This is a genomic window from Arcobacter sp. (assembly GCF_050300555.1).
GTDB lineage: Bacteria > Campylobacterota > Campylobacteria > Campylobacterales > Arcobacteraceae > Arcobacter.
In genome coordinates this window covers 55006-74699 of record NZ_JBNKXY010000012.1, presented here as the reverse complement: position 1 = coordinate 74699, position 19694 = coordinate 55006, and the positions used below count along the sequence as shown (strand labels likewise).

The window sequence follows — 19694 nt, the reverse complement described above, 5'->3', positions numbered from 1 at the left end:
ACCCCTTTTTTATCATTGAACTATTTAAAATTTTTAAACTCTTTTTTATCTATTGTTTCAACTTTTGATACATCTTTTAGTGAAGATTTTGTAGCTGGACTCACCTCTTTTTTTATTTCATTTTGTTCTTTAGAAATAGTTTTAGTATCTGTTGATTTAGGTTTTTCTTCTGTTATTTTGAAAAATGCCATCATAGATTTAAGTTGTTCTGCTTGTGCTGACATCTCTTCACTTGCACTTGCAAGTTCTTCGCTACCACTTGCATTTTGTTGTGTTACTTGATCAAGTTGAGTCATAGAAGTATTAATTTGCCCTATTCCTGTATCTTGTTCTGCACTAGCTGCTGCAATTTCTTGGATAAGTTCAGCTGTTTGTTTGATTTGAGGAACCATCTCTTTTAAAAGTTCTCCAGCTCTTTCACTAATTGTAACACTATCAGTTGTAATTTTACTAATCTCTTGTGCTGCAATTTGACTTCGTTCTGCTAGTTTTCGTACTTCACTTGCAACAACGGCAAAACCTTTACCATGTTCCCCTGCTCTTGCTGCTTCAATTGCAGCATTAAGTGCTAATAGATTAGTTTGGTACGCAATATCTTCAATAATACTGATTTTACTTGCAATATCTTTCATTGCATCAACAGTTTGATTAACAGCTTCTCCACCTTCTTGTGCCATTTGGCTTGCATTTGTTGCCATTTCATCAGTTGATCTGGCATTTGCTGCATTTTGGTTGATACTACTTGTCATCTCTTCTATTGCACTTGTACTCTCTTCTAGATTTCCAGCCATAACAGCTGCTCCATTTGAAAGACTTTGAGCAGTTGCACTTACTTGTTCACTTGCTCCTGCTATTTGGTCTGCACCATTTTGTACATTTATTACAATTTCTTGAAGTTTTTCACCCATTTCATTTGCTGAACTTTTAACTAAAGCAAGATCTCCTATCCAAATATCAGAAGTGATTCGTTTTGTTAAATCTCCTTCAGCCATAGCTTGGAAAACTTCACTTTCTTCTGTAATAGCTCTATCTACCGCTTCAGCTAAACCATTTACTGCTTGTTTAAATACATCATAGTCATTTTTATATTCTGTTGTTATACGAACTTTAAAATCTGCTTTTGATAGTTTTACTAAAGCTCCAACACCATCTGTTACTACTGCGGCATAGATAATATCAAGCATATTATTTACACCTGATACTATTTCACTATATCCACCTTTTAATGTATCTGCATTTGCTCTATATGTTAATAATCCATCTGCTGCATTATCAATCAATGTTCTTGTTTCATTATCCATTGTACTTAATGCACCCATTACATCATTAACTGCTTTTTTAAATACATCATAATCATTTTTATATTCTGTTGTTATTGGTTGAGAAAAATTACCATCTGCAAGTCTTACTAAAGCTCCAACACCATCTGTTACTACTGCTGCATAGATAATATCAAGCATATTATTTACACCTGATACGATTTCACTATATCCACCTTTTAATGTATTCGCGTTCGCTCTATATGTTAGTTGTCCATCTGCAGCATTATCAATCAATGTTCTTGTTTCATTATCCATTGTACTTAATGCACCCATTACATCATTAACTGCTTTTTTAAATACATCATAATCATTTTTATATTCTGTTGTAATTGGTTGTTTAAAGTTACCATCTGCTAGTCTTACTAAAGCTCCAACTCCATCTGTTACTACTGCTGCATAGATAATATCAAGCATACCATTAACACCAGTTAACATATTATTCCAATCACCTTGGAACTTACTAGCTTCTGCCCTAGCACTCAATTTACCTTCTTTTGCTGCATCAATTAATATATTTAATTGATTTTGAACAGCAATAATTGTCTCACTCATAGTTTTCATAGAAGCTTTAAGTTTTCCAGTTTCATCAGAAGTATCCACATCTATTTTAACAGACATATCTCCTGCAGATATTCTTGTAGCTACATCCAATAACTCATTCATAGGACGAGTAATACTTCTTGTGATAAAAAATGCCATTATAATTCCACTTAATACGGCAATTACAGAAAGTGCAATCATTAATGTTTTAGCAGTATTATAGTTTGCATCTGCTACATCATTTGAGTCATTAACCAGTTGAATTTGGTACTTGTTAAGTTCATCAATTGCATCAAAAAATACTTTTTGAAGCTCTCTACCTTCTCCTGTTAAGATAGCATACCCTTCAGCATTTTTATTATCTAATCCAAGATTTAATACTTTTTCCATAGAAACATTGTAATTTTTTCTTGCCTCAATCACTTTTTTTAATAGTGCTTGACCTTTTTCACTTTTTATTTCATTAGATAATTTATCTGTAAGATTTCTCATCTTCTCACGATTACTTTTAATTTTTTCAACAATAGATTTTGATTCATCAACATCCTCTGTTAATAGAAGATTTCTAATAGCTGCCCTATTACTATTTGCACGTTCAACTATATCACTCACTGCAATAACTTTTGGAAATCTATCTTCAGCAACTTGATCAAAAATTTCCATCATGTTTGCTAATTTTGAAAGTCCTAATATTGAAACTATTGTAAGTAACACCAATAGTACCCCAAAGCCCATTCCCAGCTTCATACCAATTTTCATGTTTTTTAACATTTTTTTTCTCCATATTTATTTTTAATTTGTTTTATATTTTGTTTTAGGTTATTTTTTATCATTTCATCCACTACCTCCATGTTCAATACGGTGAAGTGCTTGGATATGATTGATTAACATTGGAATATCAAGAATTAAAGAAACACTTCCACTACCTAAAATAGAAACACCACTTAAACCTTTTAGACCATTGAAAATTTTGCCTAAAGGTTTGATTGCTGTTTGAAGTTCACCCATAAGTTCATCAACAATAATCCCAAATTTTTGTCCAGCATATTGAGTAACTACTATATTCTCTCTCTCAACTCTTTTTGGTGCTTCTCCAAAAAAATCTCGAAGATTAAGCAGTGGCAATAATTCACCTCTTAAATTTATAAACTTATTATTAGTAGTTTCTTCTTTATATCTATCTGATAACTCAATACATTCAACCACCATTTCTAATGGTATAGCATAATATGTGTTCCCTGTACGAGTTAAAAAGCCATCAATAATTGCTAAAGTAAGTGGCAATCGGATTATAAATTTTGTACCCTCATCTTTTTTACTTTGGATTTCAATATTTCCTCTTAATGATTCTATATTTCGTTTAACAACATCCATACCAACGCCACGACCACTTAAATCAGTTACTGCTGATGCTGTTGAAAATCCTGGAAGCAAGATTAAGTTAAATATTTCATTTTGACTTAAATTTACTCCCTCTTCAATCAAACCTTTTTCAAGAGCTTTTTTCAAAATCACTTCTTCATTTAAACCTTTACCATCATCTTCAATAGAAATAACAATAGTCCCAGCATCATGATAAGCATTTAATTTAAGTAAACCTGTAGGATTTTTACCTTTTATAGAACGTTCACTAGCTGTTTCAAGGCCATGATCAACTGCATTTCTTACAATATGCACAAGTGGGTCTGAAATCTTTTCTACAACAGTTTTATCAAGTTCTGTATCTCCACCATTAATAGATAATTCAACCTCTTTATCTACTTTTTTTGCTATATCTTGAACTATACGCTTAAATTTGTTAAAGGTATCTCCAATTTCTACCATTCTTATTTGCATCGCACTTTCACGAATATCTTCAAGCATTCGAGAAGCTATAGAAAGAGACTCTAACAAATCAGTATCAGCTCGTTCGGTTGCTTTTTGAACCACATTTGCATTTGCAATAACAAGTTCTCCAATAAGATTAATAAGAGTATCTATTTTTTCTGCATCCACTCTAATTGTATTTGAACTGTTGATTAATTTTGAATCTTTTTTTGATTGAGTTAATTTTTTTATAACATTTTCATTAGAAGTTTCTTCTTCAATTGATGGAACTTCTAAAGACTCTACTTTAATAGTACTATCCTCTTCAATAAACTCAAATACATCTAAAATCTCATCTTTGTTCATAGTAGTTTTATATATAATTTCAGAATGTAAATAACATTTTGTAGGGTCAATATTTTTTAAAGAAGGAATTTTTGATAAATCAGTTTTATTAAAAAGTATCTCTCCTCGTGTTGATAAAAACCTAATAAAATTATATGGATCAAATCCTTGTTCATACATCTCTAGATGATAAGCAATAGTTATCTTCCATTCATTCATACTATTATTTGATGATTCACTATTATCTACTTTTTGGATATCAGAAACAGCTTCTGCTGTCAAATATGTTGAAAGCCTTTTTATCAACTCTTCAGCTACTTCATTCATCTCTTTTGGTGGAAGTTCACCATTTTGATTGTCAAAAGCAAAAAGTACAAGTTCTTCCATATAGTCTTTACATTCAAAAAGAAGCTCAATAATTTCTGAGGTTAGTTCGATTTTTTCATTTCGTACATCATCCAATAAATTTTCTGCAACATGAGTAAATGAAACAATATAATCAAGATGGTACATCCCTGCTGTTCCTTTAATCGTATGAGCAGCCCTAAAAATTGAATTTATTGATTCATCATCTATATTACCCTCTCTAATGTCAACCAATGAGCTTTCCATTCTTTCAAGTAAATCTATTGATTCATCCCTAAATGCACTTGCTATTCCAGCAAAATCATTCATTATCTACCTCACCTTCAAATAATTCTAATACATTCATTGTTTCAATATAATCTTGTACTTCAGTAGAAATATTGATAAAAGTTATAGTTTTTCCAGCATCTACTGCCTCTTTTTTGAGAGAGACAAGTAAAGAAAAAGCTGAAGAATCAAAACTCTGTACCTCTTCTAAAGAGACAATAAAATTTTGAACCACATCAAAAGACTCTTCTAATGATTTTTTTAGCTCCTCTACACTATAAATATTAAATTCATTTTGCAAAGTAAGTCTAAGTTGGTTTTCTTCTAAAGAAATCATGAAATTACCTAAATAATTTTGAAGCAGCTAGTAAAAGTTGAGATTTTTCAAATGGTTTTACCATCCATGCTTTAACACCTGCTGCTTTACCTTGTTCTACCATACTGGCACCTGATTCTGTTGTTAACATAACAATTGGTATGAATTTATGTCTTGGATTTTCTCGATAAGTTCGTGCAAACTCCAAACCATTCATAATAGGCATATTAACATCACAAAAAATCAATCCTATATCATGTTCTTCAAGCTTTTCTAAGGCCTCTTTACCATGCCCTGCTTCAACTGTTTCATAACCTTCATCTTTTAATGCAAAAGTTACAGTAGAACGCATTACACTTGAATCATCAACAACTAATATTTTTTTTCCCATTTTAATCCTTTTTAAAAAATTTTATAAAAATACCATGCCACCATTTTCAATATGCTCTTCTTCGACGGCATTAGAAGAGTCTCCAATACTCCTTTGTTCTATAGTTGTATATCCTGATTTTAATAGTTCAATATGTTCATCTATATTATAGTTTTGGTCTTCACCTATTTTTTGAGATAATAACTTCATATCATCTCCCATATGTACAAGTATTTGTTTCATTCTGTCTTGAAATTGAAGAATTAAAAGTGTTGATTTAAGTCGTTCATTTATCAAATTTATAGTTTGAACTATTTCATTTTGTTCATTTTGAAGTTGATTTATAGAACTAGAAAGGTTACCTAATAAGTCAGCTAACATAGTTTGAACATTTCCTAATATTGTATGTTCATTGTCAGCGTTATTTATATTTGCTTTTACAAAAGTTTGAAATGTAGTATCAAAATCTTTAACTGAATTATTTATTTGCATATTATTATTGTTTAATCTGTTACTAAAATTACTTATTTCACCTGCAATTACTTTAAATTTTCTCCCTACAACATCTTCAGCTTTTTGAGCAACAACACTTGCATTTAATGACAATATTCTTGTTTCAATTTCTAAATTACTAAGTGCTGAAACTGTTTGTGTTATTTGTTTTATGCTAGTTTCTGATTTTGTTATCATCTTTGTCATCTCGTCTTTTACCTCTAAAAGACTTTCAAGATCTTTCAATGCCAATTGAAGGTTATCTATACTACTTTCATCTATAAAAGTACTATTTTCTTGAGTATGATTTTTTGATAATCCATTAAGTGCGTCTGTTATTTGAGCTAAATTAGATACAGTATCTGAAATACCATTATCTGACATATCAATACTTTTTTCAACTAAGTCACTCCAAATTGAAAATATTGATTGTAATGATTCTGATTTCATATATAAAACAACCTTTTTATAAAATAATTTTTGAATAATAACACAGTAACGGTCACATTTCGGTCACAGATTACTAAAAAAAGGTGTTTTTTGTAAAATTTATATAAAATTTCTATAAAAAATAATAAAAATATAATGAAAATAATAACAAAAAATTTTGTAAAATATTATACTTAATTTCACTCTATAATAATTATTTAAGTTTATTTGAGTAATAAAAAAGTTACATAAAAGGCATATGATTATAATTTGTACATATATGAAAGATTGAGCAGATAGTAAAATAAACATTTTATCATCTAGATTTTGCTATCATTTTTTTTTCACTTAGGAACAAACTATGATAAAAGCAAAATCTCTTTACCACTTAATCCTTTACAGTATTATTTTTATTGTTATTCTTATTTCTTTTTTTACTTTTATAATTATCGAGAATGCTTTTGATGATTTTCAAGAAAAGATTGAAATTATTAAAACAGACTATGCAAATAAACAAAAAGATGCCATTAGAAATGAGATAGAGAAAACTATTAATTTTATATATTTTTATGACAATAAATACAAAAATATCAAATCAAAAGAAGAGATGCAAAAAGATATTTTAGAAATAATAGAGAGTATAAGGGATAAAAAATCTATGGATAACTATCTATTTATCTATGATTTTTCTGGAACATCACTTTATAATCCTATGTCAAAACATTATGAAGGAAAAAATCTATTTAAATATAAAGATAAAACTGGTAAAGAAGTAATTAAAGAGTTAATTAATATTTCAAAGGATAATGCGGGAGGATACGTTGAATATATGTGGTTAAAACCACAAGAGAATAAAGAAGTACAAAAAATTTCTTATGCCCTTTCATATAAACCATGGAATTGGACAATAGGTACTGGCGCATACTTAAATGAAATAGATAAAGTTGTAGTACAAAAAGAGCTTGAATATGATGAAAAAATATCAAATTATATCCTCCAGATTTTATCACTTACAATTATGCTAGTTCTTTACTCTATATTTATTTATAAAAATGCAACCATACTAATTGTAAATGATGTTAAAACTATAGGAAAATATTTTAAAGACTCTCAACTAAATGATACTCCAATAAATCAAAATAAAATTATATTTGGTGAGTTTAAAGTTATTGCTAATTATGCCTATGATGCAATGCACAACATTAAAGATAAAAATAATATGTTAAATGAGTTAAATACTCACCTAGAAAATACAGTTACAAAACAAACAAAACAACTAACCCAATTAGTTGAAAAACAAAAAAAATTTATAAAAAACTCTGTGCACGAGATAAATACTCCTTTATCTATTATTCAAACAAATCTTGACTTATATAAAATGACTAACCCTGTTAATAAATATATAAGGAATATAGAAAGTGGAGCTAAAACAATTCAATATATATTTGATGATTTATCATTTATGATAAAAAAAGATAGAGTAAATTATGAAAAAGAGATTTTTAATTTCTCTGAATATTTAAAAAATAGACTAGAATTTTTTGATGACATAAGTACTGCAAATTCACTTTTTTTTGTTACAAATATTCAAGATCCTATTTTTATAAATTTTAATAAAACCCTTTTACAAAGAATATTGGATAACAATATATCAAATGCAATAAAATACTCATTTAAAGACTCTCCTATTTATATAAAATTGTTACAAGATGATTTAGGAATTATATTTGAAGTTAAAACTACTTCAAAAAAAATAGAAAATAAAGAAAAAATATTCAATGACTTCTATAGAGAAAATGACGCAAGAGGAGGCTTTGGATTAGGACTTAGAATTGTAAAAGAGATTTGTGATAAAAATAACGTTATAATTAACCTTGACTCTACAGATGAGAATACAAAATTTACATACAGGTTTAGCAAAAATGAAAATACTACTTCTTGAAGATGAAATGATGCTTAACAATGCCATAAATGAATATTTATCTGGTATTGGTCACTTAGTAACAAGTTTTACAGATGGACAAGATGTTTTAAATAATGTTGATACTTCTTATGACCTTTTAATTTTGGATGTAAATGTACCTACAGTAAATGGTTTTGATATTTTAGATACCTTAAATAAAAAAAATACCTTTATTCCAACAATATTTATTACAGCTCTTATAGATATTGAAGATATTACAAAAGCATATAACCTTGGATGTAGAGAATACATTAAAAAACCTTTTCACTTAGAAGAACTAGCAATAAAGATTAATCAAATACTTAAAAAAGATAAACAATCTACATCTCATATGAAATTATCTGAAAATTATTCATATTCAAAAACAGAAAAAGTTTTATACTTTAATAATGAGCCACAAAGTTTAACAAAGAAACAATTAGAAATAATACATATACTTGCTCTTAATATTAATATGATAGTTGACTTTGAAAGATTTAGAGTTGATGTATGGGATGCAGAAGATATAGATAATCCTACAATTAGAGCAGAAATTTCTAGACTTAAAAAAGCACTAAAAGAGGATTTTATTAAAAATATTAGAGGTTTAGGCTACAAAGTAGAAAGATACTATTCTGTATAAAGTGCCATTTTATGGTACTTTAAACTTAAAAAAACATAAATTTTACATAAATTTCAAAATTTCTTCTTTTTTTATTCTAATTGCTATCCTTTTGCTATTTACCGTTATTACAATTACAATGTTAATTATTGAAAGAGAGTAATTTCTTTTGGTAAATTCAAAAAAGGAGAACCTATGAGTCCAGAAAAAGCTCAGGCTTATTGGAAAGAAAATATTTCAACTATAATTAAACTACTTGTAGTTTGGTTTGTTGTTTCTTACGGATGTGGTATTTTATTTATTAATGAATTAAATGCTATAGAAATCAGTGGTGTAAAACTTGGATTTTGGTTTGCACAACAAGGTGCAATATATGTGTTTGTTGCTCTTATCTTCGTTTATGTTAAAATAATGACTAACATTGACGAAAAATACGGCGTTCACGAATAGGAGATAGAGAATATGGAATTACAATCATTAATTTACCTATTCGTAGGTGTTTCATTCGCAATTTACATTGGTATTGCTCTTTGGGCAAAAGCTGGATCTACTAAAGATTTCTATGTAGCTGGTGGAGGGGTTCATCCAGTTGCAAATGGTATGGCAACTGCAGCAGATTGGATGTCAGCGGCATCTTTTATCTCACTTGCTGGTATTATTTCTTTTAAAGGTTCTGATGGTGGCGCTTACTTAATGGGATGGACTGGTGGATATGTTCTACTAGCTATGTTACTTGCTCCTTATTTAAGAAAATTTGGAAAATTTACAGTTCCTGATTTCGTTGGTGATAGATATTATTCTAGTACTGCGAGACTTGTTGCTGTTATCGGTGTTATTTTTGTTTCGTTTACTTATGTTGCAGGACAAATGAGAGGTGTTGGGATTGTTTTCTCAAGATTCTTACAAGTTGATGTTAATACGGGTGTACTTATTGGTATGGGTATCGTTTTCTTCTACTCAGTTTTAGGTGGAATGAAAGGTATTACATATACTCAAGTTGCTCAATATATTGTTATGATTTTTGCATATATGATTCCTGCAATTTTCTTATCATTACAAGTTACTGATACATTTTTACCTCAATTAGGTATTTTTGCAACTACTACATTTGCATTTGATGATGGTGTAAGAGTTATTCCTGAAGGTACATATCTATTACATGCACTTGATACTGCTGTAACAGACTTAGGATTTAAAGCTTATTCTCAACCAGGTAACTTATGGAATACATTTATGTTAACTACTGCTCTTATGTTAGGAACAGCTGGTTTACCACACGTTATTGTTAGATTCTTTACAGTACCAACTGTTAAAGATGCTAGAGTATCTGCTGGTTGGGCATTAGTGTTTATTGCAATTATGTATACAACTATTTCATCAGTTGCTGCATTCTCAAGAGTTAACTTAATTAAAAATGTTCAAAATGTTGAATATAAAGCGTTTGTAGCTGGTGAGATTGAAGGAAATAATGGTAAATGGTTTAAAACATGGGAACATGGTGGATTATTAGCATGGACTGATAGAAATGGTGATGGTAAAATCCAATATGGACCAGATGCTGCATTTGCTGGTAAACCAAAATTTGATGGAACAAAAACTGGTGAGTATGGTGAAAGATTAACAACTAATGCTAAACCAGCTGCAAACAGTGGAAAAATTGAAAATGAGTTATATGTTGATAGAGATATCATGGTACTTGCAAATCCAGAAATTGCTAACTTACCTAACTGGGTAATTGCATTTATTGCTGCTGGAGGTCTTGCTGCTGCATTATCAACTGCTGCTGGATTATTACTTGTAATTGCATCTGCAATTTCACACGACTTATTAGGGCAAGTTGTATTTAAAGACCCTGAAACTCACAAATCTACATTAAACGAAAAAACTGAGTTAATGTGGGCTAGAATTTCAGCTGTTGTTGCAATTTGTATTGCTGGATACTTAGGAATTAACCCTCCAGGTTTCGTTGCACAAGTTGTTGCATTCGCATTCGGTCTTGCTGCTGCTGCATTCTTCCCTACAATTATCCTTGGGATTTTTGATAAGAGAATGAATAAAGAAGGTGCTATTGCTGGTATTTTAGTTGGATTATTCTTCACATTTGGATACATTGTTTACTTCGTATTCATGGGTGGAAATAAAGCTGATTATTTCTTAGGAATTGCACCAACTGGTATTGGTACAATTGGTACAATTTTACACTTAATCGTGGCATTTGCTGTATCAAGAATGACTCCTCCACCACCACAAGATATTCAAGATCTTGTTGAAAGAATTAGAATTCCTTCAGGTGCAGGTGAAGCACACGCTCATTAATATTCTAAAAAGTATGCCTTCGGGCATACTTTTTTACTTTCTACTTTTTTCTACTTATTTTAAAATTGATAAAACAAAATAATTAAAAAAGAGTACAATATTCTTAAAAAAGGTTTTAAATGAGTTTAAGAGACCAAGAAACTTTCCTCTCAAATATACATCCATTTGAAGTTTTAACAGAAGAACAAATGAATTTATGTATCAATAGTATGGATATTGCTTATTATCCAAAAGATACAACTATTCTTAGTCCAGAAAAAAATTCAACCCATTATTTTATTATTATAAAAGGTACTATTCATGAAGTAACCCCAGAAGGTGAGATGGTTATGGATTTTCATCAAGAGGATTCATTTGATGCTAACTCTTTGATTTATGGTGAATGTAAACACAATTTTATTGTAAAAGAGGATTTAATTTGTTATGAATTAGAAAAAAAAGCTTTTCTAACTCTAATTGAGCAAAATTCTGAATTCAAAGAGTTTTTTTTAAATAATCTAGTAAGTAAATTACAAAATCTAAAAGAGAAAAAATATACATCAGAATTATCATCTTTTATGATTGCAAGAGTTGATGATACAGTAATACATGATCCGTGTATTGTAAAAAGTGGAACAAAATTAATTGATGCAATAGAAAAATCAATTGAGTTTAAAACATCTACAATAATTGTAGAGTATGAAAAAGGGTATGGAATAATTACCGATTCACTTTTAAAAATGAAAGTACTACTTGAAGGTAGAGATTTATCAATTCCCGTAGAAGATATTGCAATTTTCCCTCTTCTAACAGTAAATAAAGAAGATTATTTGTTTGATGCCTTTTCTTTACTAATCAAAAAAAATATTAAAAGAGTTGGTGTAGTTGATAACTCTGGAAATATGCTAGGAATATTAGAACAAATTGATGTTTTATCACACTTTGCAAATCATACATATGTAGTAGATTCTAAAATAAAAAAAGCAGCAACTATTGAAGATTTAAAACAAGCTAGTGTAGAGCTTATAAATACTATTACAACTCTAAATGCAAAGGGAGTAAAAGTTAATCATATATCTAACTTAATTGGTCAATTAAATACAAAAGTTTATAGAAAACTTTATAGTTTAGTTATGCCAAAAGAGTTAATGAACAATGCTTGTTTTGTGGTAATGGGAAGTGAAGGTAGAAACGAACAAATAATTAAAACTGACCAAGATAATGCACTAATTATTAGAGATGAAATTGATGTTGAACAATATAGACCTTATATGGAAGAGATAACTAAAATATTGATTGATTTTGGTTATCCACCATGTGAAGGTAATATTATGGTTTCAAACCCATTTTGGTGTAAAAGTTTTCAATCATATAAAGATGAAACAAAAAAATGGATTGAAGCTCCTGATATGCAAAACTATATGGATTTGGCAATATTTTTTGACTCCTTTGCAGTTGCAGGAGATAAAGAATTATTGATTAAACTTAAAGATGATTTATTTAATAAACTTCACGATAAAGATGTATTTATGGCATATTTTGCAAAAGCAACACTAGCCTTTGATACCCCTAGTATTGTGGCAAATTTTATGACAAAAACTCACTATATTGATATTAAAAAAGCAGGGATTTTCCCTGTCGTTCAAGGTATTAGAAGTTTAGCTTTAAGGGAAAGAATTAGAGAAACTACTACTGAAAAAAGAATCAAAATATTAGAACAAAGAAAAGTTTTACCAACAAATTTAGCGAATGAATTACTTGAAGCTTTTGATATATTATGTACTTTAAGATTAAAAGCTCAACTTGCAAAACTACATGAAAATAAGAAAATAAATAATGAAATAGATACACATTCTCTTGGTAAAATTGAACGTGATTTATTAAAAGATAGTTTTAAAATTGTAACTGATTTTAAAAAGTTTATTTCATATACATTTAAAATAGATAAGATTTCATAATGTTAAAAAAAATTTTTAAAGATTTAAACAAAAAAAAATTAAAAGATAAAAAATATGAATATCTTTTTGATGAAGAACCAAAAAATGAGTATGTTTGTCTAGACTGTGAAACAACTGGACTAAATCCCAAAAAAGATGAAATACTCTCTATTGGTGCAGTAATAATAAAAGAAAACAAAGTTCTAATGAGAAAAACTTTTAATATCTTTGTTAAACCTTCAGATAAAATATCAATAGAGTCAATTTTAATACATAGAATTAGACCTATTGACTTAGAAAATGCTATTGATCCAGAAGAGGCAATTTATAAATTGTTGGAATTTATAGGCTCAAGAGCTATAGTGGGATATTATATAAAATTTGATATAGCAATAATATCAAAATATACAAAAAAATATCTTGGAATAAAACTTCCAAACTCGTCAATTGAAGTATCATCAATGTATTATCGTACAAAAAAAAGAAGAAGTGATTATGAGTTTGTTGATTTAAAATTTGATACCATAATGAAAGAACTTGATATACCAATGTTAGGTAAACATGATGCACTTAATGATGCAATAATGACCTCAATGATTTTCCTTAAACTAAAAGGTTTACCACCAGCACAATCTACTTTTTACACATAAAATAAACTACTTATGTACCCATTATGTACAAATTGTGTAACATAATGTTACTTTAATTTTTTAAAATCTTAAAAAAAGCTTAATTTTTTATTCTGATATTTATTTATAATCCTAGATATGTATAATCCTTAGTGTATTTTAAATACTAAAAGTAGTAATTTTAAAATTATAATTGAAAGGACAAACATGAATGACGAATTAGTTCAAAAAATTCGGTCTAATCCGAAATATAAAGAATTAGTAAGTAAAAGAACTGGTTTTGCTATAAAACTAGGAATTTTTATATTAGCAATATTTTATACGTATATATTAACTATTGCTTTTAATCCATCTTTTTTAGGTACTAAACTAGGTAATGAAGGGGTTATGACAATCGCATTTCCTATTGCAGCAGGAATTATTGTTATAAGTTTTATTACAACATTAATTTATGTTAGAAAAGCAAATGGTGAGTATGAAGACTTAATCAATGCAATTAAAGAAGATGTAAAGGATGAATTATAATGTTTAAAATTTTAGCACTAATTTCAATTTTTGCCGTTGCATTATTTGCAGGGGGAGATGCAACATTTGAAGCTACAAAAAGAGAATTAAACATTCCTGCAATTGTTATGTTTTTTATTTTTGTAGGAGCTACTTTAGGTATTACTTATTGGGCAGCAAAAAGAACAAAATCTGCAAGTGATTTTTATACAGCAGGTGGCGGAATTACAGGTTTTCAAAATGGTATGGCAATTGCTGGAGATTATATGTCAGCAGCATCATTTCTTGGATTATCTGGTTTAGTTTATCTAAAAGGTTATGATGGACTTGTTTATGCGGTTGGATTTTTAGTTGGATGGCCTGTTATATTATTTTTGATGGCTGAAAAATTAAGAAACTTAGGGAAATTTACTTTTGCTGATATTGCTGCATATAGACTTGGTCAAAAAGAGATTAGAACTCTTGCATCACTTGGTTCATTAGCGGTTGTTACTTTATACCTTATTGCTCAAATGGTAGGTTCTGGTAAACTTATTCAAGTATTATTTGGGCTTCCATATGAATATGCTGTTATTCTTGTGGGTGTTATGATGATTGTATATGTAACATTTGGTGGTATGCTTGCAACAACTTGGGTTCAAATCATAAAAGCTATTTTATTACTTTCTGGAGTTTCTTTTATGGGATTCATGGTATTGAGCCATTTTGGATTTAGCTTTGAAGCATTAGCAGAAAAAGCTGTTGAAAGTCACAAATTAGGACAAGCTATTATGGCACCAGGTGGATTTATTTCTGATCCTGTAAGTGCAATTTCTTTAGGTATGGCACTTATGCTTGGGACTGCAGGATTACCTCACGTTCTTATGAGATTTTTTACAGTTGGAAATGCTAAAGAAGCTAGAAAATCTGTTGTTTATGCAACTGGATTTATTGGTTATTTTTATTTAGTAATTGCAATTATTGGTTTAGGAGCAATTGTATTCTTAAACTCGCCAGAAGGTGCACAATACTTTGTAGATGGTAAATTGTTTGGTGGAAATAATATGGCTGCAATTCACTTATCACATGTTGTTGGTGGAAACGTATTTTTAGGATTTATTTCGGCCGTTGCTTTTGCTACAATCTTAGCTGTTGTTTCAGGTCTTACACTTGCAGGTGCAAGTGCGATTTCACATGACCTTTATGCTTCAGTTATCAATCCAAATTGTACAGAAGAACAAGAGATTAAAATCTCTAAAAGATCAGTAATTGTTATTGGAATTGTTGGTGTTATTTTAGGTATTGCCTTTGAACAACAAAATATTGCATTCATGGTTGGACTTGCTTTTGCTATTGCTGCATCTGCTAACTTCCCAATTCTTTTCTTATCAATTTATTGGTCTAAACTTACTACAAGAGGAGCATTTATTGGTGGATTAATTGGTCTAATTACTGCCGTTACACTTGTAATTGTTGGACCTATTGTTTGGGTACAAATTTTAGGAAATGAACAAGCATTATTTCCTTATAAACACCCTGCACTATTCTCTGTAACTGCAGCATTTATTGCTATTTGGTTTTTCTCTATTACTGATAATAGCCAACGAGCAAAAGATGAACAAAAAGCATTTGAAGCACAAAGTGTTAGAGCTGAAACAGGCTTTGGAGCTGATGGAGCTGTTGAACACTAATTTATCAAAGAGGTTTCCTCTTTGATAATAAAACTTTTATAAATTTTTACTATTAGTTTCAGTTTTTTATCATACATCCTATGTTAATCTAATTATTAAAATAAATAGTAAAGATTTAAAATGACAATTTTAGAACAAACAACCTTTATCAAATCTATCCACCCTTTTGAGGCTCTTACAAAATCACAATTGGAAGAGTTTGCTGATGCTTTAGATATTGTATATTTAAAAAAAGATGAACTAATCCAAAAACAAGGTAGTTCACCACAGTATCTTTATTTTGTTATAAAAGGTCTGATTCAAGAAAAAGTTGATGAAGATGTATTATCTATTTATTCAAAAAGTGAATTTTTTGATACTATTTCATTAATTGAAAACTATTCAAAACACTCATTTATAGCAGCCCAAGAGAGTATTTGTTATATACTTCCAAGGGAAATTTTTATAAAAACATTACATGAAAACCCTGATTTAGAAAGCTTCTTTTTTCAATCTATTTCCCAAAAACTAAATGCAAATATTAGCAATGAAAAAAATAAAGAATTAGCAAATTTAATGGTTGCAAAAGTAAAAGATGCAAGGGTTCATCGAGCTGTAATTGTGCCATACAACACTACTATTTATGAAGCAGTTAAAACCATAAAAAAAGAGAAAGTTCCTACACTTTTACTTGAAGATGAAAAAGGTGAAATTTATATTGTAACTGATTCAGATTTTAGAGAAAAAGTGATTTTAAACCGTATGGACTTTGATGATATTGTTGGAAAAATATCAAATGGCGGATTAAAATATGTAAATGAAAATGACTTTTTATTTAATGCCCAACTTCTTATGACAAAACATGGATTAAAAAGAATGGTTGTAAAAAGTGATGAGGATAAAATAGTTGGTATTATTGACCAAATTTCATTATCTTCATTTTTTGCCACACACACTTTTTCTGTGTCAAATGAGATTGACAAAGCAGAAACAATTGAAGAACTTAAAATAGCTTGTATGTCACTAATAAAAATAATCAAATCACTAAATGCCAAAGGCGTAAAAGTAGATTTTATATCAAAACTCATCAACCAATTAAATAGAAAAATCATGGATAAACTATTTAAAAAACTAGCTCCCGAAAGCTTACATAACAAATCATGTCTTGTCGTTATGGGAAGTGAAGGAAGAGGTGAACAGATTCTAAAAACTGACCAAGACAATGCTTTTATAATAGATGATGATTGTGATATAAGTGATGAAGAACTTGAAAAGTTTACGCAAAAATATACTGAAACATTAGTGGATTTTGGATTTCCTAGATGTGAAGGAAATATTATGGTTTCAAATCCTTATTGGTGTAGAAGATTTAGTGATTTTAAAAAGCAAGTTTATGAATGGATTACACAACCAAGCGGTGATAATTACATGAACTTAGCAATATTTTATGATGCTGTTTGTGTTACTGGAAAAAGAGAGTTAATAGATGAACTTAAACAATATATTTTTAAAATTGGTTCCACTTCTCAAAGTTTTTATATGCACTTTGCTAAGATAATCATGGAGTTTAATGTTCCTTTAGGATTTTTTGATGGTTTTGTTTTTGATTCAAAAGATAAAGAACATAAAAATGAAATTGATATCAAAAAAGGTGGTATTTTTATACTTGTACAAAGTATTAGAACCTTGTGTTTGGAACATAAAATCATGAGAACAAATACACTAAAAAGAATAGAAGAGCTAAAAGAGTTAGGTGAATTTGATAATGAATTTGCATCTGAGTTAAAAGAAGCATTTAATTTTCTATCAACAATTAAACTAAAATCAAATCTAGAAAAACTTGATGCTGGTAAAAAAATTGATAACTATATCAATCCTGAAAACCTAAATACTATGGAAAAAGATTTATTAAAAGAGAGTTTTAAAATTGTTACAAAATTAAAGAAAAAATTAGAACATCATTATAAGTTAAATTATGTTTAATATAATAAAAAACTACTTCAACAAAAAAAATCTAAAAGATGAAAAATATCTCTATCTTTTTGATAAAAACAGTGATGATGAATATGTATGTTTTGATTGTGAAACCACAGGACTTGATCCTCTAAAAGATGATATTATCTCAATTGGTGCGGTTATTATAAAAAATAACACCATACTATCAAGCAAAAAATTTGTTAAACTTGTTAAACCTAAAACTAAACTCCAAGAAGATGCCATAAAAGTTCATCATATTAGAGTTATGGATTTAGAAGAAGCTGAAGATATTGATGATGTAATTGAAGAATTTTTAGAATTTATTGGAAATAAAAAACTTGTAGGTTATTTTTTAGAGTTTGATATTGCAATGATTAATAAATACATTAAACCAAAACTAGGAATAACTTTACCAAATAAAACATATGAAGTTTCTGCTATTTACCATGATTGGAAAATTGAAAAAATCCCACAAAGTAATATTGACTTAAGATTCAATACTATTATGAAAGATTTGGATATACCAATTTTAGGTAAACATGATGCGTATAATGATGCAATCATGACTTCTATGATATTTCTAAAACTAAAAAATCAAGCTAAAGTAAGAATTTAATAAATTCTTTTATAGAAAACTACTATAATCTTTGTTCAAAATCACATATAAAAGGTAAAAAATGTTAGTACTTGTATTAAATGCTGGAAGTTCTTCTTTAAAATATCAATTAATCAATGCAAAAGATGGGGATGTTATTGCAAGTGGATTAGTTGAAAGAATTGGACTTGACGGTATTTTAAAACATGAAATGGGTGAGAATAAGAAACTTACTTTTGAAATAGATATTCCAACTCATAAAGAAGCTATTGAACTTGTTTTAAAAACAATGACTGAAGGGGAAACAAAAGTTATTGATTCAATAAATGAGATTGATGCTATTGGGCATAGGGTTGTTCATGGTGGAGAATATTTTAACTCTTCTACAATAGTTGATGATAAGGTTATCAATAAAATAGAAAAACTAATACCTCTTGCACCATTGCATAATCCTGCAAATATTTTGGGAATGAAGATTTGTCAAAATCTTATGCCAAAGACTCCAAATGTAGCAGTTTTTGATACGGCATTTCATCAAACTATGCCTGAAGAAAACTTTTTATATGCAGTACCACATGAAGATTATACAGAATACCATTTGAGAAAATATGGTTTTCATGGGACAAGCCATTATTACGTATCACAAGAAGCCATCAAATTACTTGGTAATAAAAAAAGTTCTAAAATTATAGTTTGTCACTTAGGAAATGGTTCTTCAATTTGTGCAGTAAAAGATGGAAAATCAATAAGTACTTCTATGGGCTTAACACCACTTGAGGGGTTAGTTATGGGAACTAGAAGTGGAGATATTGATGCTGGAGTTATTCCATACTTAATGGAAAAGAAAAATATGGATGGTCATCAAATAATTGATTATCTAAATAAAAAATCAGGAATATTAGGACTTTCTGGAATAAGTTCTGATTTAAGAGAAGTTATAAAAGCCTCAAACGAAGGTGATAAAAGAGCAACTGTAACTATAGAATTGATTTGTAATAGAATTAAAAAATATCTTTGTGCATATGCAGGATTACTTGGTGGTGTAGATGCAGTTTGTTTTACAGCTGGTATTGGAGAGAACTCTGATTTAATTAGAGAAAAAGTTTGTAATGAACTTGATTTTATGGGTATTGTTTTAGACAAAGAAAAAAATAAAATTAGATCTAGTGAAAATAGAGAAATAAATAAAACAACTTCTAAAACAAAAATTTATGTAATTCCAACAAATGAAGAACTTGTAATTGCAAAAGATACATACAATTTAGTAAAGGCTAAATAAGCCTTTACTTTA

The 19694-nt window shown here is 28.9% G+C and carries 15 protein-coding genes and 2 pseudogenes; 11 read left to right on the top strand and 6 right to left on the bottom strand.

Translation table 11 applies throughout. The features are described from left to right. Positions 1-20: 20 nt before the first annotated feature. From ACQY5W_RS10005 to ACQY5W_RS09980, 6 genes and pseudogenes are all read right to left on the bottom strand, one after another. Positions 21-641: pseudogene (locus ACQY5W_RS10005) on the bottom strand (methyl-accepting chemotaxis protein); the annotation flags it as partial. Positions 642-1040: 399 nt separating this feature from the next. Continuing rightward, positions 1041-2621, bottom strand: a pseudogene (locus tag ACQY5W_RS10000) (MCP four helix bundle domain-containing protein); the annotation flags it as partial. A gap of 75 nt (positions 2622-2696) precedes the next feature. After that, on the bottom strand, positions 2697-4688 hold the full coding sequence (locus tag ACQY5W_RS09995) for a chemotaxis protein CheA (RefSeq protein ID WP_428024820.1): 1992 nt from the start codon (positions 4686-4688) through the stop codon (positions 2697-2699). Then, entirely contained in the window at positions 4681-4983 is a 303-nt protein-coding gene (locus ACQY5W_RS09990) for an STAS domain-containing protein (RefSeq protein ID WP_428024819.1), read from the bottom strand. Before ACQY5W_RS09990 ends, ACQY5W_RS09995 begins: the two co-directional genes overlap by 8 nt. Before the next feature lie 4 nt (positions 4984-4987). Further along, positions 4988-5353, bottom strand: coding sequence for a response regulator (locus tag ACQY5W_RS09985; RefSeq protein ID WP_428024818.1), 366 nt, complete (start codon positions 5351-5353; stop codon positions 4988-4990). Between the two features lie 21 nt (positions 5354-5374). After that, positions 5375-6274 (bottom strand): hypothetical protein, encoded by a 900-nt coding sequence (locus ACQY5W_RS09980; protein ID WP_428024817.1) that lies wholly within the window; start codon positions 6272-6274, stop codon positions 5375-5377. A gap of 340 nt (positions 6275-6614) precedes the next feature. On the opposite strand from ACQY5W_RS09980, the gene ACQY5W_RS09975 reads away from it, so the two are divergent. The 11 genes from ACQY5W_RS09975 to ACQY5W_RS09925 all read left to right on the top strand — a co-directional run bounded on the left by ACQY5W_RS09975 (position 6615) and on the right by ACQY5W_RS09925 (position 19682). Then, positions 6615-8195: a cache domain-containing protein gene (locus tag ACQY5W_RS09975; RefSeq protein WP_428024816.1), complete on the top strand. Its 1581-nt coding sequence runs from the start codon at positions 6615-6617 to the stop codon at positions 8193-8195. Next, positions 8176-8838, top strand: coding sequence for a response regulator transcription factor (locus ACQY5W_RS09970; RefSeq protein WP_428024815.1), 663 nt, complete (start codon positions 8176-8178; stop codon positions 8836-8838). Before ACQY5W_RS09975 ends, ACQY5W_RS09970 begins: the two co-directional genes overlap by 20 nt. A gap of 174 nt (positions 8839-9012) precedes the next feature. Beyond that, positions 9013-9267, top strand: a complete 255-nt coding sequence (locus ACQY5W_RS09965; RefSeq protein ID WP_428024814.1) for a DUF4212 domain-containing protein — start codon at positions 9013-9015, stop codon at positions 9265-9267. Positions 9268-9279: 12 nt separating this feature from the next. After that, positions 9280-11133 (top strand): sodium:solute symporter family protein, encoded by a 1854-nt coding sequence (locus ACQY5W_RS09960; protein ID WP_428024813.1) that lies wholly within the window; start codon positions 9280-9282, stop codon positions 11131-11133. Positions 11134-11252: 119 nt separating this feature from the next. Beyond that, positions 11253-13070, top strand: a complete 1818-nt coding sequence (locus ACQY5W_RS09955; RefSeq protein WP_428024812.1) for a DUF294 nucleotidyltransferase-like domain-containing protein — start codon at positions 11253-11255, stop codon at positions 13068-13070. Next, on the top strand, positions 13070-13699 hold the full coding sequence (locus ACQY5W_RS09950; protein WP_428024811.1) for a 3'-5' exonuclease: 630 nt from the start codon (positions 13070-13072) through the stop codon (positions 13697-13699). The genes ACQY5W_RS09955 and ACQY5W_RS09950 overlap by 1 nt, the downstream gene beginning before the upstream one ends. Before the next feature lie 186 nt (positions 13700-13885). Further along, positions 13886-14203, top strand: a complete 318-nt coding sequence (locus ACQY5W_RS09945; protein WP_428024810.1) for a DUF485 domain-containing protein — start codon at positions 13886-13888, stop codon at positions 14201-14203. Next, complete coding sequence (locus ACQY5W_RS09940) at positions 14203-15852, top strand: cation acetate symporter (RefSeq protein WP_428024809.1); 1650 nt, start codon at positions 14203-14205, stop codon at positions 15850-15852. Before ACQY5W_RS09945 ends, ACQY5W_RS09940 begins: the two co-directional genes overlap by 1 nt. A 120-nt stretch (positions 15853-15972) precedes the next feature. Continuing rightward, a complete protein-coding gene (locus ACQY5W_RS09935; protein WP_428024808.1) occupies positions 15973-17814 on the top strand; it encodes a putative nucleotidyltransferase substrate binding domain-containing protein in 1842 nt (613 codons plus the stop codon). Further along, a complete protein-coding gene (locus ACQY5W_RS09930) occupies positions 17807-18424 on the top strand; it encodes a 3'-5' exonuclease (protein WP_428024807.1) in 618 nt (205 codons plus the stop codon). The genes ACQY5W_RS09935 and ACQY5W_RS09930 overlap by 8 nt, the downstream gene beginning before the upstream one ends. A gap of 61 nt (positions 18425-18485) precedes the next feature. Further along, on the top strand, positions 18486-19682 hold the full coding sequence (locus ACQY5W_RS09925) for an acetate/propionate family kinase (RefSeq protein ID WP_428024806.1): 1197 nt from the start codon (positions 18486-18488) through the stop codon (positions 19680-19682). Positions 19683-19694: the final 12 nt, after the last annotated feature.

Coding starts and splice junctions, on each gene's coding strand:
- ACQY5W_RS09980 (WP_428024817.1), bottom strand. CDS start 6,274: ATGAAATCAGAATCATTACAATCAATATTTTCAATTTGGAGTGACTTA.
- ACQY5W_RS09960 (WP_428024813.1), top strand. CDS start 9,280: ATGGAATTACAATCATTAATTTACCTATTCGTAGGTGTTTCATTCGCA.
- ACQY5W_RS09985 (WP_428024818.1), bottom strand. CDS start 5,353: ATGGGAAAAAAAATATTAGTTGTTGATGATTCAAGTGTAATGCGTTCT.
- ACQY5W_RS09950 (WP_428024811.1), top strand. CDS start 13,070: ATGTTAAAAAAAATTTTTAAAGATTTAAACAAAAAAAAATTAAAAGAT.
- ACQY5W_RS09935 (WP_428024808.1), top strand. CDS start 15,973: ATGACAATTTTAGAACAAACAACCTTTATCAAATCTATCCACCCTTTT.
- ACQY5W_RS09965 (WP_428024814.1), top strand. CDS start 9,013: ATGAGTCCAGAAAAAGCTCAGGCTTATTGGAAAGAAAATATTTCAACT.
- ACQY5W_RS09990 (WP_428024819.1), bottom strand. CDS start 4,983: ATGATTTCTTTAGAAGAAAACCAACTTAGACTTACTTTGCAAAATGAA.
- ACQY5W_RS09955 (WP_428024812.1), top strand. CDS start 11,253: ATGAGTTTAAGAGACCAAGAAACTTTCCTCTCAAATATACATCCATTT.
- ACQY5W_RS09945 (WP_428024810.1), top strand. CDS start 13,886: ATGAATGACGAATTAGTTCAAAAAATTCGGTCTAATCCGAAATATAAA.
- ACQY5W_RS09925 (WP_428024806.1), top strand. CDS start 18,486: ATGTTAGTACTTGTATTAAATGCTGGAAGTTCTTCTTTAAAATATCAA.
- ACQY5W_RS09975 (WP_428024816.1), top strand. CDS start 6,615: ATGATAAAAGCAAAATCTCTTTACCACTTAATCCTTTACAGTATTATT.
- ACQY5W_RS09995 (WP_428024820.1), bottom strand. CDS start 4,688: ATGAATGATTTTGCTGGAATAGCAAGTGCATTTAGGGATGAATCAATA.
- ACQY5W_RS09970 (WP_428024815.1), top strand. CDS start 8,176: ATGAAAATACTACTTCTTGAAGATGAAATGATGCTTAACAATGCCATA.
- ACQY5W_RS09940 (WP_428024809.1), top strand. CDS start 14,203: ATGTTTAAAATTTTAGCACTAATTTCAATTTTTGCCGTTGCATTATTT.
- ACQY5W_RS09930 (WP_428024807.1), top strand. CDS start 17,807: ATGTTTAATATAATAAAAAACTACTTCAACAAAAAAAATCTAAAAGAT.